The 18,262-nt window shown below is 55.1% G+C and carries 14 protein-coding genes; 10 read left to right on the top strand and 4 right to left on the bottom strand.

The genetic code is table 11. From position 1 onward, the window contains the following. Positions 1 to 447 precede the first annotated feature (447 nt). The 3 genes from A3849_RS04820 (at position 448) to A3849_RS04810 (ending at position 5,076) form a co-directional block, all read left to right on the top strand. Entirely contained in the window at positions 448 to 2,172 is a 1,725-nt protein-coding gene (locus A3849_RS04820; RefSeq protein ID WP_083613365.1) for a glycoside hydrolase family 3 protein, read from the top strand. Continuing rightward, complete coding sequence (locus tag A3849_RS04815) at positions 2,162 to 3,220, top strand: glycoside hydrolase family 88/105 protein (RefSeq protein WP_256700651.1); 1,059 nt, start codon at positions 2,162 to 2,164, stop codon at positions 3,218 to 3,220. The genes A3849_RS04820 and A3849_RS04815 overlap by 11 nt, the downstream gene beginning before the upstream one ends. 98 nt (positions 3,221 to 3,318) lie before the next feature. After that, positions 3,319 to 5,076: a hypothetical protein gene (locus A3849_RS04810; RefSeq protein WP_074110393.1), complete on the top strand. Its 1,758-nt coding sequence runs from the start codon at positions 3,319 to 3,321 to the stop codon at positions 5,074 to 5,076. Positions 5,077 to 5,171: 95 nt separating this feature from the next. Here A3849_RS04810 and A3849_RS04805 read toward each other — a convergent pair whose 3' ends face one another. Beyond that, the gene (locus tag A3849_RS04805) at positions 5,172 to 6,059 is read right to left on the bottom strand and encodes a LysR family transcriptional regulator (RefSeq protein WP_074110392.1); all 888 of its coding nucleotides are present in this window, start codon (positions 6,057 to 6,059) and stop codon (positions 5,172 to 5,174) included. Positions 6,060 to 6,228: 169 nt separating this feature from the next. Here A3849_RS04805 and A3849_RS04800 point away from each other — a divergent pair, with 169 nt between their 5' ends. Next, positions 6,229 to 6,978: an SDR family NAD(P)-dependent oxidoreductase gene (locus A3849_RS04800; RefSeq protein WP_074110391.1), complete on the top strand. Its 750-nt coding sequence runs from the start codon at positions 6,229 to 6,231 to the stop codon at positions 6,976 to 6,978. Between the two features lie 107 nt (positions 6,979 to 7,085). On the opposite strand, the gene hflX is transcribed toward A3849_RS04800, so the two are convergent. Then, positions 7,086 to 8,363, bottom strand: coding sequence for a GTPase HflX (hflX, locus tag A3849_RS04795; RefSeq protein ID WP_074110390.1), 1,278 nt, complete (start codon positions 8,361 to 8,363; stop codon positions 7,086 to 7,088). Positions 8,364 to 8,534: 171 nt separating this feature from the next. Between hflX and A3849_RS32725 the strand changes: the two genes are divergently transcribed. After that, positions 8,535 to 8,711, top strand: a complete 177-nt coding sequence (locus A3849_RS32725) for a hypothetical protein (protein ID WP_178382603.1) — start codon at positions 8,535 to 8,537, stop codon at positions 8,709 to 8,711. 274 nt (positions 8,712 to 8,985) lie between these two features. After that, positions 8,986 to 9,780: a hypothetical protein gene (locus A3849_RS04785; protein ID WP_074110388.1), complete on the top strand. Its 795-nt coding sequence runs from the start codon at positions 8,986 to 8,988 to the stop codon at positions 9,778 to 9,780. 32 nt (positions 9,781 to 9,812) lie between these two features. On the opposite strand, the gene A3849_RS04780 is transcribed toward A3849_RS04785, so the two are convergent. Next, positions 9,813 to 11,954, bottom strand: coding sequence for a DEAD/DEAH box helicase (locus tag A3849_RS04780; protein ID WP_256700650.1), 2,142 nt, complete (start codon positions 11,952 to 11,954; stop codon positions 9,813 to 9,815). 163 nt (positions 11,955 to 12,117) lie between these two features. Here A3849_RS04780 and A3849_RS33475 point away from each other — a divergent pair, with 163 nt between their 5' ends. Beyond that, positions 12,118 to 12,330 carry a hypothetical protein gene (locus A3849_RS33475; protein WP_256700648.1) on the top strand — a complete coding sequence of 71 codons (213 nt, stop codon included), beginning with the start codon at positions 12,118 to 12,120 and terminating at the stop codon, positions 12,328 to 12,330. Between the two features lie 51 nt (positions 12,331 to 12,381). Further along, positions 12,382 to 12,609: a hypothetical protein gene (locus tag A3849_RS33470; RefSeq protein WP_256700647.1), complete on the top strand. Its 228-nt coding sequence runs from the start codon at positions 12,382 to 12,384 to the stop codon at positions 12,607 to 12,609. A 232-nt stretch (positions 12,610 to 12,841) separates the two neighbouring features. Here A3849_RS33470 and A3849_RS04775 read toward each other — a convergent pair whose 3' ends face one another. Continuing rightward, positions 12,842 to 14,488 carry an SWIM zinc finger family protein gene (locus A3849_RS04775; protein WP_074110386.1) on the bottom strand — a complete coding sequence of 549 codons (1,647 nt, stop codon included), beginning with the start codon at positions 14,486 to 14,488 and terminating at the stop codon, positions 12,842 to 12,844. A 267-nt stretch (positions 14,489 to 14,755) separates the two neighbouring features. Here A3849_RS04775 and A3849_RS04770 point away from each other — a divergent pair, with 267 nt between their 5' ends. Together A3849_RS04770 and A3849_RS04765 are read left to right on the top strand one after the other, a co-directional pair. Continuing rightward, a complete protein-coding gene (locus tag A3849_RS04770; protein WP_074110385.1) occupies positions 14,756 to 17,074 on the top strand; it encodes a helix-turn-helix domain-containing protein in 2,319 nt (772 codons plus the stop codon). A gap of 158 nt (positions 17,075 to 17,232) precedes the next feature. Continuing rightward, entirely contained in the window at positions 17,233 to 18,246 is a 1,014-nt protein-coding gene (locus tag A3849_RS04765; protein WP_074110384.1) for a tripartite tricarboxylate transporter substrate binding protein, read from the top strand. The last annotated feature ends 16 nt before the right edge of the window (positions 18,247 to 18,262 follow it).

The following is an 18,262-nucleotide window of genomic DNA, read 5'->3' as shown; positions in this document are numbered from 1 at the left end:
GGGGAGCGGAGCGTCCCCTTGCAGTTAACGGTTTGGGGGGAGCGGAGCGTCCCCTTGCAGTTAACGGTTTGGGGGGAGCGGAGCGTCCCCTTGCAGTTACGGTTTGGGGGGAGCGGAGCGTCCCCTTGCAGTTAACGGTTTGGGGGGAGCGGAGCGTCCCCTTGCAGTTAACGGTTTGGGGGCAGCGGAGCGTCCCCTTGCAGTTAACGGTTTGGGGGCAGCGGAGCGTCCCCTTGCACTTGCGCAGGTGAACTGCAGCCAAAGCGTCCCCGCAGGGGTAAAGCGCTCTCCGCACATTGCAGCCCGGGAGCACCAATCCCTCCGCCCACGACAGCCATCCGGGTGTCCAGAGGGCCGGGGCCCTTGGGGTCCCCCTTGGCTAAGGGGGATTTAGGGGGATCGAAATCAGTTAGATGGATCGAAAATCACTCAAAAGGAAGTGCAACCATGCCAAGGCCTCTAACAAGGGAGGAGCAGGAATGGGTAGAGCGGATGCTCGCGTCCATGAGCCTGCGGGAGAAGATTGGGCAGACGATGCAGGATCATGCAGGGCGGCTGCCTTTCAAGGGAAACGATACTGAGGCGCTTGCGGCCTATTTGAAGACGTATCCGGTGGGTAGTTTTTTTATCGGCGGCGAGGTGATTCAGAAGGCGGCGGGCAAGGCGGCGGAGTACCGGGAGTGGACGGAGCAGCTACAGCGGATCAGCAAATATCCGCTGCTGTTCTCCGGTGATTTGGAATTCGGCGCGGGATCGGCAGTCAAAAGCTTAACCGCGTTCCCGCCGCTCCTCGCGCTGGCCGCAGTGGACGATGAGAACATGGCCTACGAATACGGCAAGTTTACGGCACTGGAAGGGCGGGCGGCGGGCTTTACCTGGGCGCTGGCACCTGGCACAGATCTTTTGCTGAACTGGATGAATCCGGTCATTACAACGCGCTGCCTGGGGGATGATCCCAAGCGGGCGGCAAGGCTGGCGGGTGCAGTCATGCGGGGGATGCAGGACCATGGCCTGGCAGCATGTGCGAAGCATTTTCCGGGAGACGGGGTGGATTACCGAGATCAGCATATTGTGACCACCATTAACGGCTTGACCGAGGAAGAGTGGGTTGCCGCCTACGGGCAGGTGTCGCAGTCTATGATTGATCAGGGCGTACTGTCGTACATGACCGGGCATATTGCTCTTCCCTGGATGGAAGGGGATCAGGAGGAGAACCCTGTACCGGCAACGGTATCGGAGCGAATCACAACGGAACTGCTACGGGAACGTATGGGGTTTGAAGGTGTGGTGCTGTCGGATGCGCTGGACATGGGCGGATTTCTGGCCTGGGGCAGTTATGAGAAACGGATAATCGACTGCTTCAATTGTGGAACGGATGTGCTGCTGTGGCCGGGTGTGGATTATTTCGGGGTGATGGAGCGGGCCGTCAGGGAGGGCGCCGTCCGCATGGAACGGCTGGATGCAAGTGTCCGCCGCATTCTGCAGCTCAAGGCCAGGCTGGGTATGCACGGCCTTGATGAAGAAGGCCGGGACCCGCGGGCACTTCCGCTGCTGAACGACAAGCTGCTGCCGGAGCTGGATCTGGAAGCAAGGGGCCTGAGCCAGTCCCTCGCGGAGCGTTGTATTACACTTGTCCGCAACCGTGGCCATATTCTGCCGCTTGATCCGCAGACTACCCGCCGGGTGCTAGTCATCCTGCTGAACAAAGTGACGGAAGGCCGCAAGTATGAGCGGATGAATGTTTTTGTGGATCTTTTACGGGCGAGAGGGCTGCAGGTAGATATACTGGATGAATTTGAGCCGCTGGGTACGGTCCGGAAATGGGAGTTGTCGGGGATTCGCTGGGATGCTGTTTTTGCACCTTACTTTCTGCCCTTGCACGGCATGATGAATACGGCCCGTCCGGTAGGCGAGGCGGCCAAAGCGATATGGGCGATGCAGCATGCAGAGACCATCCGGCCCATCGGGATTTCTTTTGCCACCCCATATTTGCTGCAGGATATGCCGTTTCTGGATACGCTAGTCAATGCTTATTCGCTGCATGAGGATACCGTGGAGCTTACGGTCAAAGCGCTGTTCGGGGAGCTGCCTTTTCAGGGACGGTCTCCGGTGAAGACAGATCCGCAGAGTGGTTCACTTGATCTAAGGGGGATGCGTTATCTTGAGCACTGAGCGGAAGCCTGCGGAGGCGCTGGACCGTTTGTTTCGATACATGATCTCGGAGGCGCACCGGGGTGACTGGGGCATGGACATTGACCACTGGGATTGGGTGCCGGGGGTGGGTGTGATTTCACTCATGGAGTACGCCACAGTCGGCGGGCAGGGGAAGGTCATGGAGTATCTGCTGCAGTGGGTGAACCGGAACAAGCACAAGGCCGATGGGGTCAAAGTCATCAATGCTCTCGCTCCGTTCGCGATTTTCCCTGGGCTGTACCGCCAGACCGGTGACCCCTGGTTTCTGCAAAAAGCGATGTCCACCGCCGATTGGATGCTGAACACTGCGCCGGTCACGCGGGAAGGGGCGCTGGAGCATACCGTTACGGAAAATGTGGATTTCCCGGAACAGGTATGGGCAGATACGGTGTTTATGGCTGTCTTGTTCCTGGCGCGTATGGGCGGGCTAACGGGAGAATCCCGGCTGGCCGATGCCGCACTGAAGCAGACGCTGCTTCACCTGCAACTGCTCCAGGACCCGGCTACGGGACTCCTGTATCACGGCTGGAACAGCCGTGAGGGTAATCACATGTCTGCGGTCCGCTGGGCGCGGGCCAATGCATGGATTACCCTGGCGGTTCCGCAGATTGTGACGGAGGTTCAAGGCGTGGCTGACATACCGGAAGAGCTGCACAGCCGGTATTCATCGCTTGCGGCAGCCTTGCGGTCCTGTCAAGCCGGAAACGGACTATGGCATACGGTCTTGAACAGACCGGATTACGTTCAGGAGACTTCAGGCAGTGCGGGTATTGCCTGCGGATTCTTCAAGGGGGTGAAGAATGGCCTGCTGGATCCCTCTTTTTTGGACTCTGCCAGGCTTGCGGTGAGCGGCATTCTTCCGCTAATTGCGGAGAATGGTGAAGTGCAGGGAGTCTCAGGCGGGACGCCCGTCATGCCTTCGGAAGAAGCCTACAATACAATTGAAGTGTACCCTTCGCTCTACGGGCAGGGGCTGGTGATGCAGCTGCTTGTGCAGGAACTGGAGCTGGAAGATCGCCAACTGTAGACCGGAACCGCGGCTGAATAATGATCCCTCCCCAGAGGGAGCGGTTAACTGGAAAGTATGGTTAGGATTCCCCCTACCTGAAGGAAAGGAAGATCATTGTGAAGAAAACCGCAGAGGGAAGCAAGGCTCCTGAAACACCGGGTAATGAGGAAACGGTCTACAAGCATGAGGGCATCGATCATCAGCGGATGCTGATCCGTACAATGCAAAGGCTGGAGCCCCGGTATGACCCGGAGCTTCACCTGCTCTGGTCCCCGTTCAGCAGCCCGGGCTATCATACCACGCTGCGTGAGGCTGAGTTCATCCATTCTACGCGGGATTCACTGTCTTATGCGCTGGGGCTGCTGGATACAGAGCTGCCAGCGTATGAGCAGCGGGCCTTCGATATTATCGCCCAGGTAGTATCCCTTCAGGATACCGACCGCAGTCATGATACCTTCGGCATCTGGTCCTGGTTCTACGAAGAACCGCTGGCACAGATGGCGCCGCCGGACTGGAACTGGGCTGATTTCTGCGGCAGCCGGCTGGTTCAGGCACTCTCGCGCCACGGCCGCAGGTTGCCCGAGTCGCTTCGGATGGAGGTTGCCCGATCCATTGAATACGCCTGTGAGGCAATTATCAAGCGGAATGTCGGTCCGGACTATACGAACATCGCGATACTGGGGGCCTTCGTCACCAGAATCGCGGGGGAACAGCTGGGCCGCAGAGATTACGCGGAATATGGACTGAAGCGTCTGCAGAAGCTGTACGACTATACAATGGAACGCGGTGCTTTTCAGGAATACAACAGCCCGGTCTATACGTACATTGCCATCCTGGAGCTGTCCAAGCTTCATGCCGAAACCACAGATGACAAGGTGCGGATGCTTAGCCGCGGTCTGATTGATCTGAGCTGGAGGACGGTGGCCGGGTATTATCACCCTGCTACTGCGCAGTGGTCCGGGCCGCATTCCCGTTGTTATCAGACGCTCCTGAACCATCAGAGCAGGGCGTTTTTGCAACTGGCGACTAAGGGGAGGGTGATGTTTTTTGACTGGGATGAGCTGCCGTATGAAGAGGAATGGTATAAGAGCGGCTTCGAGTGTCCGGCTGCCTTTCTGGAGGCCTTCAGCGTTCCGCGCACACAGGAAATCAGACAGCTCTATGAAGGGAATGCAGAGGATGGCAGCGGCAGATGGGCGGTTACCTATATGACCCCACAGGTGAGTGTAGGATCTTTTACAACCAGTGATTTATGGAATCAGAGAAGACCGCTGCTGGCGTACGTGGATAATAACGGCTTGCCGGCCTATATTCAGCTTCGCTGTCTGCATGACGGGTATGATTACTGCTCGGCCCGCTTCAAATCGAAGCAGGATCAAGGTCAGGTGCTGTTCGGCATTGATTTCATCACCGATGGTGGGGACACCCATCCCAATCTGGACCCTACCGGGGGCGCCATCGAGGCTGATGATTTACGGCTGCGGCTGGAGATTGGCGGCCATTTGGATGGGGTCTCTGCCGTGTCTACCAGGGAAGGGGCGATCCTCCGAATCGGAGAGACCGAGTGTATTCTGACGACATGGTTTGCAGCATTTACAGGGCATTCAGGCGCACAGCGTGACTGGACATGGGAGATTCAAAAGACTGCGGATTTACTCCTGGTGGAGCTGATCCTCTATTCGGGACCACGGCGGACCATTGATTTCAAGGCATTGCAGCAAGCGGCCATGGTATTCTCGCTGGATATCCAGCAGGCACCGGATGAATCCGGGCCGGAGCTGGAGCTGACAGATGACGGAAACCTGTGGGTATGCTGCAGCGGGGAGGAGACGGAAGCGTTCACGCTCCATCTGCGCCCTGGTCCGGCGGAGTAGAGCTTGCAGGGAGCGGACCGTTAAGCTGCTCAAAAGCAGAACGAAGAAGACAGGGGCCTACCTGTCTTCTTCGTTCTGCCCACCATAAAGCGAAATCAATAGAATTCCATTTGAAGTCTTTGGATGAACCTTTTTGATACCTGGGAAGGATGTTTTCCCTTATGGAGAACCCATCCATATTGTACAGGGGTTAAGCTTGGCATATCAAACGCTATAGGAACAATCTCAGGCAGGATATCTGTGAAGGAGTACTCTAGTCCGATGGTAATAGCGAGCCCGCGGTTCACTGCATTTTGAATGGCCTTCGTATTATTTGTTGTAAAAAGGATGTTTGCTTGGCCAAACCTGGAGATTAATGCTTTGGTATGGTCCCAGAGGTCCTCATCATCATACAAGACCAACGGTTGTCCAACTAATTGTTCGGGCGTTATTTTCTTTTCAGAGGCCAGCGGCGAATCTTTACTTACACCTACAACCATTTTCCCCTCTAACAGCTTTTCAAAGGTCAAATGCTCGCTTCTTTCGATAAAATCCTCCGCCAACACGATTAATCCAATATCAATGTTGCTGTGCTCCAGATCATTTAATATCTCCCTTGGTCCTTTTTCAAAAATTTCTATTTTGACCTGGGGGTAGTCTTCCTTGAATGTGGAAACAACATCTACGAGTAAATGCATAGGACCTGGTATGGTAGCTATCTTCAATTCTCCGCTCAAAGTATTGCTGCAGCTTTTCGCCTCTTCTTTTAGCTCGTTCACTTTTAGCAGGACTTCACTTGCCTTTTGGATGATTTGATTTCCTTCAATCGTGGGTACAGCGCCTAAACCACGGGAACGGGTGAATAAGGTCATGCCTAATTCGGTTTCCAGTAACGAGATGGATTGGCTGATTGCCGATAAAGTGACATGCAGATCTTGAGCAGCTTTTGTAAAAGACCCCTTCTTCGCAACCTCTACAATGTATTCAATCTGTTCAAGATTCATCGTCAGCTCTCCTTATTAAGCTTTGATTAACTATAAGTAAATATAATTAAATTTTATTTAAATTTAGGGAGAGTTACACTGTATATGAAAGTACTTTCAATGGAAGATAACTCTTATGGTTCCCATTACTATTTTAGTCTATTACATCACCGTAGAGGAGGAGAAATTGATGAGCAATACAAGAGTAGCAGTGATCACAGGTGGTGCAAGCGGAATAGGGAGAGCCACAGCCTTGAAATTTGCAAGTAAAGGCGATCGGGTGGTTGTCGCTGATTTTAATGAAGCGGGCGGCGAGAAGACGGTTGAATTCATTAAGCAAGCGGGCGGCGAAGCTATTTTTGTCCGAACGGATGTGTCAAAATATGAAGAGGTCGAGACGCTCATAGGACAAGCAGTAGCTGCTTTTGGCAGAATCGATGTGATGTTTAACAATGCGGGCATCGGGCGTAATACGCCTGTTCTGGATCAGAACCTGAATGACTATCACAGTGTAATCAATGTCAATCAGCATGGTGTTGCCTATGGCATCATTGCCGCTGGCAAAAAAATGAGAGAGCTCGGAATTAAAGGTGTGATTATCAATGCAGCCTCTGTTTTCGGATTTCTCGCATCCCCTGGTACCTTTGCCTATCATGCTTCCAAAGGCGCTGTCATTATGATGACTAAATCAGCTGCATTAGAATTGTCCCCATATGGAATACGGGTAGTGGCGGTTGCGCCGGGCGCGGTGGATACACCTATTATCCAGGGATATAAAGATCAGGGCTTGGTCGAATCCATGAAAGCCAAGGTCATCGGAAATAAATTGACAACACCCGAACAGGTAGCCGATTCCGTCTATTTGCTTACGTTGGATGAGGCGAGTGCAATCAACGGCAGCGTTGTTATGGCTGATGAAGGATATGCTTCGTTTAAATAAATGATGGATCTGCTAAAACTAAAATAAAAAGACTCCGCAGTAGCTAAGAGAAGCTGGTGCGGAGTCTTTGGTCTGCTCAATTTGTCATTTGAGAGCTGTATCTGCTTCTACTGCGGAATTGCAATAAAATCGTCCTTAAACCGCTCGTAATCGGCAATCCGGCATTCCAGCTTCAGGCGTGTGCCCTCTTCCTCATAGCTGACCGACTGCACATCGGCATGCTCATTGAAGTAGGAAACCACGCTGCCGCGGTCGAACGGAACGAGAATTTCACACTGGATATAATCATTGAACACATGCCCGCGGATCAGCCCGATCAGCTCGGCGATTCCGCTTTGTTGCTTAGCGGAAAGGGTAACGGAATTCTCAGCCACCACGGGGTAAGGCAGATCCGTCAGGTCAGCTTTGTTATAAGCGATAACGGCCGGGATTCCATCTGCGCCCAGCGCCTTCAGGGTCTCTTCCGTTACGGTCATATGCTGGCTGACCTGCGGATCGGAAATGTCGGCTACATGAATCAGCAGGTCAGCTTCGGTCACTTCTTCAAGCGTAGAACGGAAGGCCTTGACCAGATGATGGGGCAGCTGGCTGACAAAACCGACCGTGTCGGTCAGCAGGAAGGTCTTGTGGTCCGGCAGCTCAATACTGCGTACCGAGGTTTCCAGTGTGGCGAACAGCATATCCTTGGCCAAGACCCCTTTTTCCGAGCCGGGGTGGAAGGTATCGACCAGTGTATTCATCAGACTGGATTTACCGGTATTGGTATAACCGACAAGACAGACCACGGGCACCTCGTTTTTGCGCCGCTGCTTCCGCTGGATCTGCCGCCGGGCTACCTGAGTCTGCAGCTCCAGCTGCAGCGCCGTGATTCGCTCCTCGATTCTGCGCCGGTCCAGCTCAAGCTTGGTTTCCCCGGCACCGCGGTTCTTCAGTCCTGCGCCGCCGCCTTGTCTGCCGAGGGACTCACGCATCCCGGTCAGCCGGGGAAGCATATACTGCAGCTGTGCCACCTCCACCTGGAGCTGGGCTTCCTTTGTCTTGGCACGCTCGGCAAAAATATTCAGGATCAGCACGGTACGGTCGATGACCTGGCGATCCAGCGCCGACTCCAGATTGCGGATCTGGGAAGGCGACAACTCATCATTAAAGATAACCACCGGAGCATCGTGCGCCTCCATAAGGGCACTCAGTTCGGTGATTTTACCTGTCCCGATATAATGCGACGGGTTAATCCGGCTGGATTTCTGGCTCAGCTCGCCAACCACCTCCAGCTCACAGGCAGCGGCCAGATTGCGCAGCTCCTCCATGGAATATGCGAAATCCTTGTCAGTCTGCAGCTGAACACCGACGATCACTGCCTTTTGCTGTACAGTTTCAGTTTCCATATATTATTACAACCTCCACGAGTAAATGTGATGAATTCATCTTCTAATCCATAAAAAAAGCACAGGCAGCCGTCTGCCTGTGCTTAACAGTATTCATAGAGGACAACAGAATAGGATGTGGGGAGGGATTCGCTCCCAGTCTCTTCCGTCAGCATCTTCCCACAGCAAACAATGAATGTACTGAAAATAGAGCGGCCAGGCGGAACAGCAAGCTGCTCCACCCTTATGCCGCGGCGGTTCATTGATATGGTGTATGGAGATGCAATGATTCCTAAAGGCGTGTGCCGGCTTCCGTTCCTGTCTGCCGGACAAAAGTTCAAGCTGCGGGTTGCCTTCAAAAATGGATAGACCTATCCTGAGTCCTCTGCACGGGGCAGAGCTTTCGCGCTATATAATTAGCTTAGCCGCGTAAAGTACGAATCCGGATATAGTCTATCACACGCAACCCTCCGTTCTAAAAAGTTACGTTGATTTTAGCACACTTGCCGGGAGCTGGCAACTTGCACCAATTCAGGAAGTGCCCGATTATGGGGTCAGCATGCACGTCTGCCGTTTTATCTAGAAACTTCCAAATTCCACTGCATACCCTATAAGAACGACGTTACTAGAAGGAGGATGACCTGTGCCTTATCTAATTACCAACACCTTAACAAGCAGACCTACCAGAGGGCTTGGAACCATCAGCCAGGTAGTAGTGAAAGTGGTCAACAACGGATCATCCAAAGCTGTGGTGTATATAACAGGTCTCAATAATGATGTAACCCCGGAAACGCTGTTTGCCCAGGAGTTATTTGAGGTGAATGACCGGGAGGTGGTGACCAAAACCTATAATATCACCCAGATTTATTTTCAATTCAATGCCGTCTATTCCCAGGAACGGATGCAGATCCAGATTTTCCTTGTAGATAGTTCGGGTATCTTGGCGCCTATTCCGCTGGAACAGCTGGAAGTCAGCCGGATCACCTCGGAGTTCCGGGAAAATATCGCTGTGACTGCGTCAGACTTCGCGCTGATCAGCTTCCGCAGAAATACAGCAATTGTAATTCCGGAGGCGGTTGCCGCTGAAATCAAACCGGACAGTCTGGACATTCTGGCCTCTACACCTGTCCGGTACAAAATCGTGGCCGGCGGCACCGTGAACGGCACCTTTGTCAGCTACCCTACAACCACTACGGCCATACCGGCCACTGAAACTGCGCTGCAGGTGAATTATACCTGCACGACGGTGACAGGCGGAAGAGTCATCACCCAGGGTATCGGCTCAGGGATAGCCGGGGCCTATCAGAATATAGCAGCGGAGCTTGCGGATCAGCAGCTCCAATATGACCTGACGGATGAGATCATTACGCTTGTAGCCAGTTCGCTTGCCGGTTCAGATAACCTGGCAGCGGTGTTCAGAATGTCCGAGCAGTGGTAAGTCCAGAGCGCATCAGGCCTCGCCTGGCCTGGTCAACCGACCCATTCCCGGCGCAGTGTGAACAGATCCTTCAACGCATCGGTGGACAGCTCGGTAATCCAGCCTTCGGAGCTGGCGATTACATCATCACTGAGCTGCTGCTTACTCTCCAGCATTTCATCTATTTTCTCCTCCAGCGTCCCCAGCGAGATGAATTTATGCACTTGCACATCCTTGGTCTGGCCCATGCGGTATGCACGGTCGGTGGCCTGATTCTCGACAGCCGGATTCCACCAGCGGTCGAAATGGAAGACATGGTTGGCTGCGGTCAGGTTCAGGCCCACGCCTCCCGCCTTCAGCGAGAGGATGAATATATTCGGCTGGTCAGACTGCTGCTGCCCCCCTGCTTCTGAGGCTTCCCCCTCTTGCGGCGGGGGTGCCTGAAACCGTTCAATCATACGGTCGCGGGCGCTTTTGGGCGTACTCCCGTTCAGATATAGCACTGGCTCCTGCAGCTCCTGCGACAGCACAGCCTGCAGCATTTTGCCCATGCCTACATATTGGGTGAAGATCAGACAGCGCTCATTCTCCTCGCGCAGTTCCCGCACCATGGCCAGCAGCCGCTCCAGCTTCGCTGACCGCTCAATCAAGGGAGCCGTTTCGATGCGGCCCTCTGGATCTGCCTCAGGCAAGGCCTCTTTGCTCAGCAGCATCGGATGATCGCACAGCTGCTTAAGGTTGGTCAGTGCTGACAGAATAGCCCCTTTGCGCTCAATGCCTTCCAGCTTTTGCATCCGTTCCAGGAGCCCATTGACGTTCTGGTCATACAGGGCTGCCTGTTCGGCAGTGAGGTGAACATAGGTTTTCATCTCGTTCTTGTCAGGAAGATCAAGCTGAATGGCCGGATCTTTTTTCTTGCGGCGCAGCATGAACGGCTTGACCATCCGCTGCAGATCCGCTGTCCGCTTCGGATCGCGTTCCTTTTCTATAGCGTTTGCGAACCGGTCCTGGAAGGATTTGGCGCTGCCCAGGTATCCCGGTGTGATGAAGTCGTAGATCGACCACAGCTCGGAGAGCCTGTTCTCGATCGGTGTTCCCGTCAGCGCGATCCGGTGCAGCGCCGGAAAGCTGCGGACGGCTGAGGACTGCTTGGTCCCTGCATTTTTGATGTTCTGCGCTTCATCCAGGCAGACTGCAGCCCAGGTGAATTGCTTCAGCAGCTCCTGGTCGAGTGCAGCCGTGGCATAAGAGGTCAGAACCACATCGGCCTGCGAAGCGGCGCCGTAGAAGTAGCCTGCATCCAGGCGTTTGCCTCCATAATGCAGCATTACATTCAGAGAAGGGGCGAAGCGCTGCAGCTCCTTCTGCCAGTTGCCGAGCACGGATGTCGGGCAGATAATCAGGGCGGGCCAGCCGGGCGGGTCTGTCTGCCGCAGCCGACCCGCAGCAGGGTCCGCTTCAACCGCTTCCTGCTGATCCTTCAGATGGAGCAGGTAGGCAATCAGCTGTACGGTTTTGCCGAGACCCATGTCATCAGCCAGAACGGCTCCGAGGCCAAAGCGGCGCAGGAAAGCCAGCCAGGCATACCCTTCCTGCTGGTAGCTTCTAAGCTCTGCGTGAAGTCCGGCAGGCACCGCGGGCTGCGGCCACTGTTCGCGCTGCCCGAGCTGACCGATCAGTTGTACCAGATGCGCGTTCAGCTCGACCTCCAGCCGGAAGCGTGCAGCCTCCTCCTCGGCCTGTTCAGCAGCGGCCTCGGCCGCCTCCTCCTCGCTGCTGCCGAGCAGATGCAACTGCAATACATCCTGGAAGGACAAGCCCTGCGACTTGTCCATTCCAGCCATGGCCCGCTGAATCTGGGCCAGCAGGGCCGGGTCCAGGGGAATCCACTGGCCCCTGAACTTCACGAGCCGCTCGCCGCGCGCGACAAGCTCGGCGAACTCCGCCTCGGAGAGGTCGGCGTCGCCGATGGAGATGCGCCAGTCGAAGTCGACCAGCGCATCCAGCCCAAAGAGCGACCCGCCGCCGCGGCTGCCCTCGCCGGAGCTGATCTTGGCGCGCAGGCGCGGCTTCTTCCGGCTGGCGGCCTCCCACCACGCCGGCAGCAGTACCTGCCAGCCGGCCTCCAGCAGGCGCCGGCTGTTGACCGTCAGGAACCGCCACGCGACCTCGTCGCTAAGCGGTTCCCCGAGCACATCGCGCCCGCGGCCGATGTGCTCGCCGGGCAGGCTGTCCCGCAGGCGCGACAGCCACCCGGCCGCCCGCTCGTGGACGTGCTCCGTCCACGGCGCGGGCCAGCGGCCATGCGGCTCCCCGTCATCCGAGAGCCGCAGCGGCACAAGCGCGGATTCGTCGCGCTTGTCCTGGAGAAGCAGCTGCAGCCGCCAAGAGGACGAATCCTCGTCCGGCTCCAGCAGCTGCAGCGCAGGGCGGAACGGCGCGCTGTCCGCCTTCCAGCCGATGGACATCAGCCAGCTGTCCGCGTCCATCCCGGCGGCGGCAATCCCGCTGCGGCTGAACAGCAGCGGGAATTCGCTCCGCAGGTCGCCGGCTTCGGCTTCCGTGCGGTAATACCGCTGAAAGACCGCCGCCGAGAAGGCGGCCTGCAGCCCTTCCGCAAGAGTGCTGCGCTCCTGCAGCCCGCGCAGCGCTTCCGCCGCGCCGGGAGTGCCGGCGGCCGAGCGCGTAAGCGCCTGGCCGTCCCAGTCCCAGCGCAGCTGGCCTTCGCGGAAGGCGGAGAAGCTGGGGACGTACTGCTTGTCGTCCAGCAGTGCAGCCAGAACAGGGGCTAGTCCGGTCAGCAGCGCCGCGTTGCCTTCCCAGCTCCAGCCGATATGCCGGAGCACCTGAAGCTCCGCGAAGAACGGGATCACCTGCTCGGCGGGAAGGATGACAAGCTCGACGCCGTCGGCGCTCTGGGTTGTCAATTCCGTTCCATAGAAGGAGTCCTCGTGCCAGGCGAACAATTGCTGTTTGAGCAGCAGACCGGGGACATAGTCATCTCTCTCATTAATGCCGTAGATCAGGGCATCGCCATACTGGCTCAAGGCCAGCTGAACGGAAATATTTCGCGTGTACATACTCATGGGATCAGCTTTCCTTTCCGCAGCTCCTCCTGCAGTGCGCGCAGCCGGCTGTGCCTGGCGGTGAAGGCATCCAGGAATTCCTCCCACCGGGCCTCGCACTTCATCTTCTTGTACAGCTTGGCGAGCCGCTTCAATAACTTCACGGCAGCCTTATAGCTGTGCCGGTTCTTCTCCAGCACGAACCGTTCCGCCGCCTGATGGTAGAACGGCAGCAGCAGCTCCGGCGCATTCTTCTCCAACGGCTGCAGGTCGCTGACGCGGAAATCGGAAGGCTCTTTGCCGGCGGCCAGCTGATAGTCCATCCATTCCCGCCATTTGCCGGCGGCCAGCAGCTTCTCTTCGTAGATATCCTGTGAGAGCGGCAGCATCCCGGATAGGGTGTTCCACATTTGGGGCTCTGTTTCCGGCAGATGACGTACGGCGTCCTCCCAGTAAGCAGCATAGCCTTGCAGATTATAGAGGCGGCTGTTCAGCAGCGGGCCTGTGGCTTCAAGCCAGGCCGCAAGGCGGGACCAGTGCCCGGCTTCGGCGAGCGGCGGGAGAAAGCCCATCAGCTCGTCAGGATGAAGGCCGGGCCGCTCCGCTGCGGCAGCCAGCCGTTCCCGTGCAGCCTTATCGTCGCTCAGGTAGAAGTACATCCGGCTCTCCGCCAGCAGCAGTGCGGAGCGGTTCGCTGCAGCGCCGAGCCCGCTTGCGCGTTCCCTCAGCGCATCAAGCTCCTCCAGATACAGCTCCGAGCCGCTGGTGTTCGGGGCAATCCAGCGATTCCAGAGCCGGTCGTAGCAGAAGGAGAAATACGGCTGCTCCCGCAGACGGTCGCGCGATTCCGTCAGCATCTCAAGCCGGACATAATCCAGGGTTTCCTTCACCCGGGGCCATTCCTCCGGCTCTGAAGCCAGCGGCAGGTCCGACTTCATAAGGCGCGTAACCGCCTCCTTAAGCTCAGAGACTGCAATAGCCGTGTAATATCCGAGCGAATAGCTTGAAGAGGAGAGCATTCCTGCCTGATGCGGGGGGAGGGGCTGAATCAGGCTCTCCAGAATGAACAGATGGGCGTTAAGCTGGAACAGCAGCGCAGCGGCAGGGGCCAGTTCTGCTTGGGCTTCCATGATGGCGGCCAGCGCTCTGCCCGAATACTGCGGATTGCGCACGGACTGTGCCAGTGGTGCGGTAAGCAGTGCCATATATTCGCGCCACTGCGCAACCGTTGCTCCTGGTATCAGCCCGGCGAGCTTCTGCGCCTGTTCCCGGCGGCTGCCGGAGACACCGGCAGCGGCGGAAGCCTCCAGGATTTCTGTCTTCTTCCGGTCGATGACTGCTTTGGCATTGGCGAGCATGTTCACAGACCGCTCCTGCGACTCAGCGACGTTCATCAGCACTGCCGCCATATGCTTGCAGGGCCCCTGAACCGGGCAGTCACAATGACTTTCCGTCAAGCGGTCCAGCTCGAGGCTGACGGCATAATCCTCTCTGCCCTCGACTACGGCCATAACTCTCCGCGATGAGATCATCCGCAGAGACTTTACGCGTTTTTGCTTATAATATTGAAATCCCCGCTTGAGAGTCAGATCCTCAAAGTAAAAGGCCACATCCGAGATGAGCTTGTCCCATTCGGCATCGTTGATCATCAAATTAGGCTGCATTTGGGTTAATCTCCTGTACAAAAGTCTGTGTGAATCCGTTCGCTACATCCGGATATCTGTAAGCGATCGTAGTATCGCTGCTTCATAAGCTTGTAAAAGATGGCGTATCCGTTTCTGCTTGCTTCTACTATTATATCATTTCTCCTGTTCTTCACTCCAAACGTTTAAAATCTTAAAGAATATGATATGCTCCATATTGAACTACAGAAAAAACATGCTACTCTATGGTCTGGACCATGAGACCCGCGGAAGGATGAAGCAACGCCAATGCTGCGATTCAAGTTAAAATATTTGCTGAACAACAAACAAAACCGGCTGATCCTGATGTTGACCGTCAGTGTGTCGCTGCTGATTATACTGATCGGCCTGTTCTCCTACAGGGAATACCGGAACGCGCTGGATACGGAGCTGAACACGCCGAATATTGAGCTGCTGCAGATCAATCTGGATGTCACCAACCGGGCGTTCCGGGAGTCGGACAATAAGGCGGTAGATTTGTCGTTTCATCCGGTTATCCTGAAATACATTAACTCAGCCTCCGCAGAGAATGCAGGCATCGCCGCCGAGCCGCAGGATTATCTGACAACGCTCGCAACAGAGCCGGATATTCACGCGATTAGCGTCATCAAATTCAAGGATCATTCCGTGATTTCCAGCGGCTACGGCTATAAGAGCTCCTGGGATGAGGCACCGGAGCATGCCTGGACCTCGTGGATTGAGGGAATTAAGGAGAAGCCGCTGCTAATTAAGCGAAGGGTATACACAGGCACCGATCCCCAGCTCAGCGACACGGAGCTGCTGTCCTTAGCCCGTCCGATTGTCCAGGAGGGTGAAGTGACGGGGGCGGTGCTGATTGATCTGGATTACGACATGCTGTTCTCCAAAATGTACAGTCATCTGTCGAGCTATCAACTGGTGTATGACCTTGAAGGTGAGCTGATCTATCCGAAGCTGAATCTGCCGTTCCCCCTTACGGAAATGAACGAGATGCTGAAAGACATCGATGTAAGCCCGTTCGCCCATGTGAAGATCGAGGGCAAGGCCTATATGGCGAACCAGACCTTCTCCAATGTGACCGGCTGGCGGCTGATTTCACTCGTTCCTATGGAGCAGCTGCTCAAAAATGTGACAACAGCACGCAATATGATGATCATGCTGTCACTGATCTCCATCGCTGTGGGCTGCTGCGCGATCTACTATTATAATTTCGCGGCCTTCCGGCCTTTGAAACGGATCAACAAGCTGCTGGCTCCGGACACAGCATCCCCCGGACATGGCAATCTGTACGACCTGGAGCCTGTAATCGGCAAGCTGGTCGGTGATTTTCAGAGCAAATCGCTCGTAGCGGAGTGGAGCCTGCCGGAGCTGCGGTCCAAATATGTAAATGATCTGATTAGCCGCAGTATGGGCACGCAGGAGATACAGACGAAATGGGAGCATTATTTTGCAGATTGGCAGGAGGGCCCGTTTGAGCTGCTGCTGATATCGGTCGACCGCCATGCACAATGGGCAGCGGCATTTATGGAAGAGGACCAGATGCTGCTGAAATACGCGATGAATAACATTGTACTAGAATATTTCGAACCCTCCTGGAGAGCAGTAACCACAGCTCCGCAGAAGGATAGTCTAGCCGTGCTGCTTCAGGCCCGGACGCAGGACGAACGCGATCTTCAGGCGGAAGCGGTCAGACTGGTTAGCCTTCTGGAGGAAGTCCTCAAAATATCCGTATCGATCGGGATCGGCAGCACTTCTGCCGGTATTGCCCAGGTAGCCTACGCTTACAACGAATCCATGTCGGCCTTGTCCTGCCGGCTGTATGAAGGCTATGGACTTGTCCACACTTACATGGAAACAGAGAGCCGATATACAGAAGGCGTTGGACCATCCGATGATGTCTGGAGGCAGCAGGTCCTGCAGGCGCTGAAGTCATCGGATGCTGAGACGGGACTGGAGTGGGTCCGCAGAGGAGCAGCCGACACCCGCAAAAAAGGCATTCAGCCGCAAAAGGTGTTCCGTTCCATCAATGATCTGTTAGAGGAAATGATGAGTATTGCCGCAGCCGGGAGCCATCCGCTTCCTGCAGAGCTTGCGGATTACACATGGCTCCAGGTGACAACCATGGATCTTACCGAGCTGGAGGACATGCTGTGCCGAATTGTTGTCCATATGGCTAATGTGCTGGGCGCACACCGGCAATCGAAGGAATATCTGCAAGTGCAGAACCTGATAGCGTATATGGAGAGTCATTTGCAGGAGAATATCGGACTTCAGGATATCGCTGCCCATATCAATATGGGAGTATCCTCCGTCAGCACCCTCTTCAAGGAAGAGACCGGAACGACCGTTTATGACTACCTTACCAACCTGAGAATAGATAAAGCCTGTGAGCTTTTGCTGGACAGCGGACTGAAAATTGCCGATATTGCCCTCCAGGTGGGTTACCAGAATGAGAACAGCTTCATCCGGGCCTTCCGTAAAATCAAATCCACGACACCCGGCAAGTTCCGGGAGAGCAACAAATATGCCAGCGAGTATGCAGATCGGCCAAAACCGCGCCATTCCGGCGTTTCTGAGGATTCAGAATAAGATAATATGATTGTAGGACACCCCCGAATAGGATAAGGTTCTATTTGAGAAAACTTTCACAGCTATGATGCTTGAGAATTCGGGGGTGGGGCGATAGAGCAAACGGCAGGATTTCAGATCCCGCCAGCAGCTCGATATCCTTTAATAAGAGAAGAGGGATGCTTTTGAAACGGGGAATACAAATAGGGATCTGGGCAGCATCGCTGCTGGCTATAGTAATCCTCCTTCTTATTGGAAACCGCGTTACGGACGATCGCAGCAACAAGGGAGATCAGGCTGGTTTTCCCAAAAAGCCGATCACATTAATTGTGCCGTATGCTGCAGGCGGAGGAACGGATACAACAGCAAGGGCATTAGCCAAAGCGACAGAGAAGTTTCTGGGGCAGCCGGTTATCGTCGTCAACCGCACAGGCGGCGGAGGTTCCGTCGGACTGATGGAAGGCGCGAGTGCCAAGGGGGACGGATATACGGTTACTTTTTTGCCGGCCGAATTGACCATCCTTCCACATCTGGGACTGTTGCCGATTACCTATGAGAAGTTCAAACCCATCGCTCAAACGAATTTTGACCCTTCCGCCATAACCGTAAGGCAAGGCGCGCCGTGGCAAACCGTAAATGAATTTCTCGACTTTGCGAAAGCGCATCCAGGTGAATTGAAAATGGGAAACGCAGGAACGGGAAGCATTTGGCATTTAGCTGCCATAACGTTAGAACGGGAAACAGGTGTGAAGTTTGCACATATTCCCTTTGAAGGTGCTGGGCCCGCCGTCTCCGCTTTAATGGACGGTTTTGTAGATGCGGTGCCTGTGAGTCCTGCCGAAGTGAAAAAATATGTGGATGAAGGAAAACTGCGGACATTGGCTATTAATGCCGACAAGCGCTCTGAGGCGCTGCCGGACGTTCCGACTCTGGAAGAGCAGACCGGAATTCATGTGAACTTCACCAGTACATGGAGAGGACTTGCTGTACCCAAGGACACACCGGACGCCATTGCGGATATACTCGCCGGGGCATTTATCAAAGGAACCGAAGACAAGGCATTCCGCGAGTATATGAAGGTAAATGGACTTGGACTGATGGTTAAGGACGGCAAAGACTTTTCCCGGCAATTAAAAGAAAGCGACGATTTATTTGCCAAAATGATCCCGGAGCTCGGACTTAGCCGTAAGTGATGTGAAAGCGTAGTCA

This window comes from Paenibacillus sp. P46E, assembly GCF_001909095.1.
GTDB classification, from domain to species: Bacteria; Bacillota; Bacilli; order Paenibacillales; family Paenibacillaceae; genus Paenibacillus_AQ; species Paenibacillus_AQ helianthi.
Note: the sequence above shows the minus strand (reverse complement) of the source record. Positions and strands in the feature narration are given on the sequence as shown.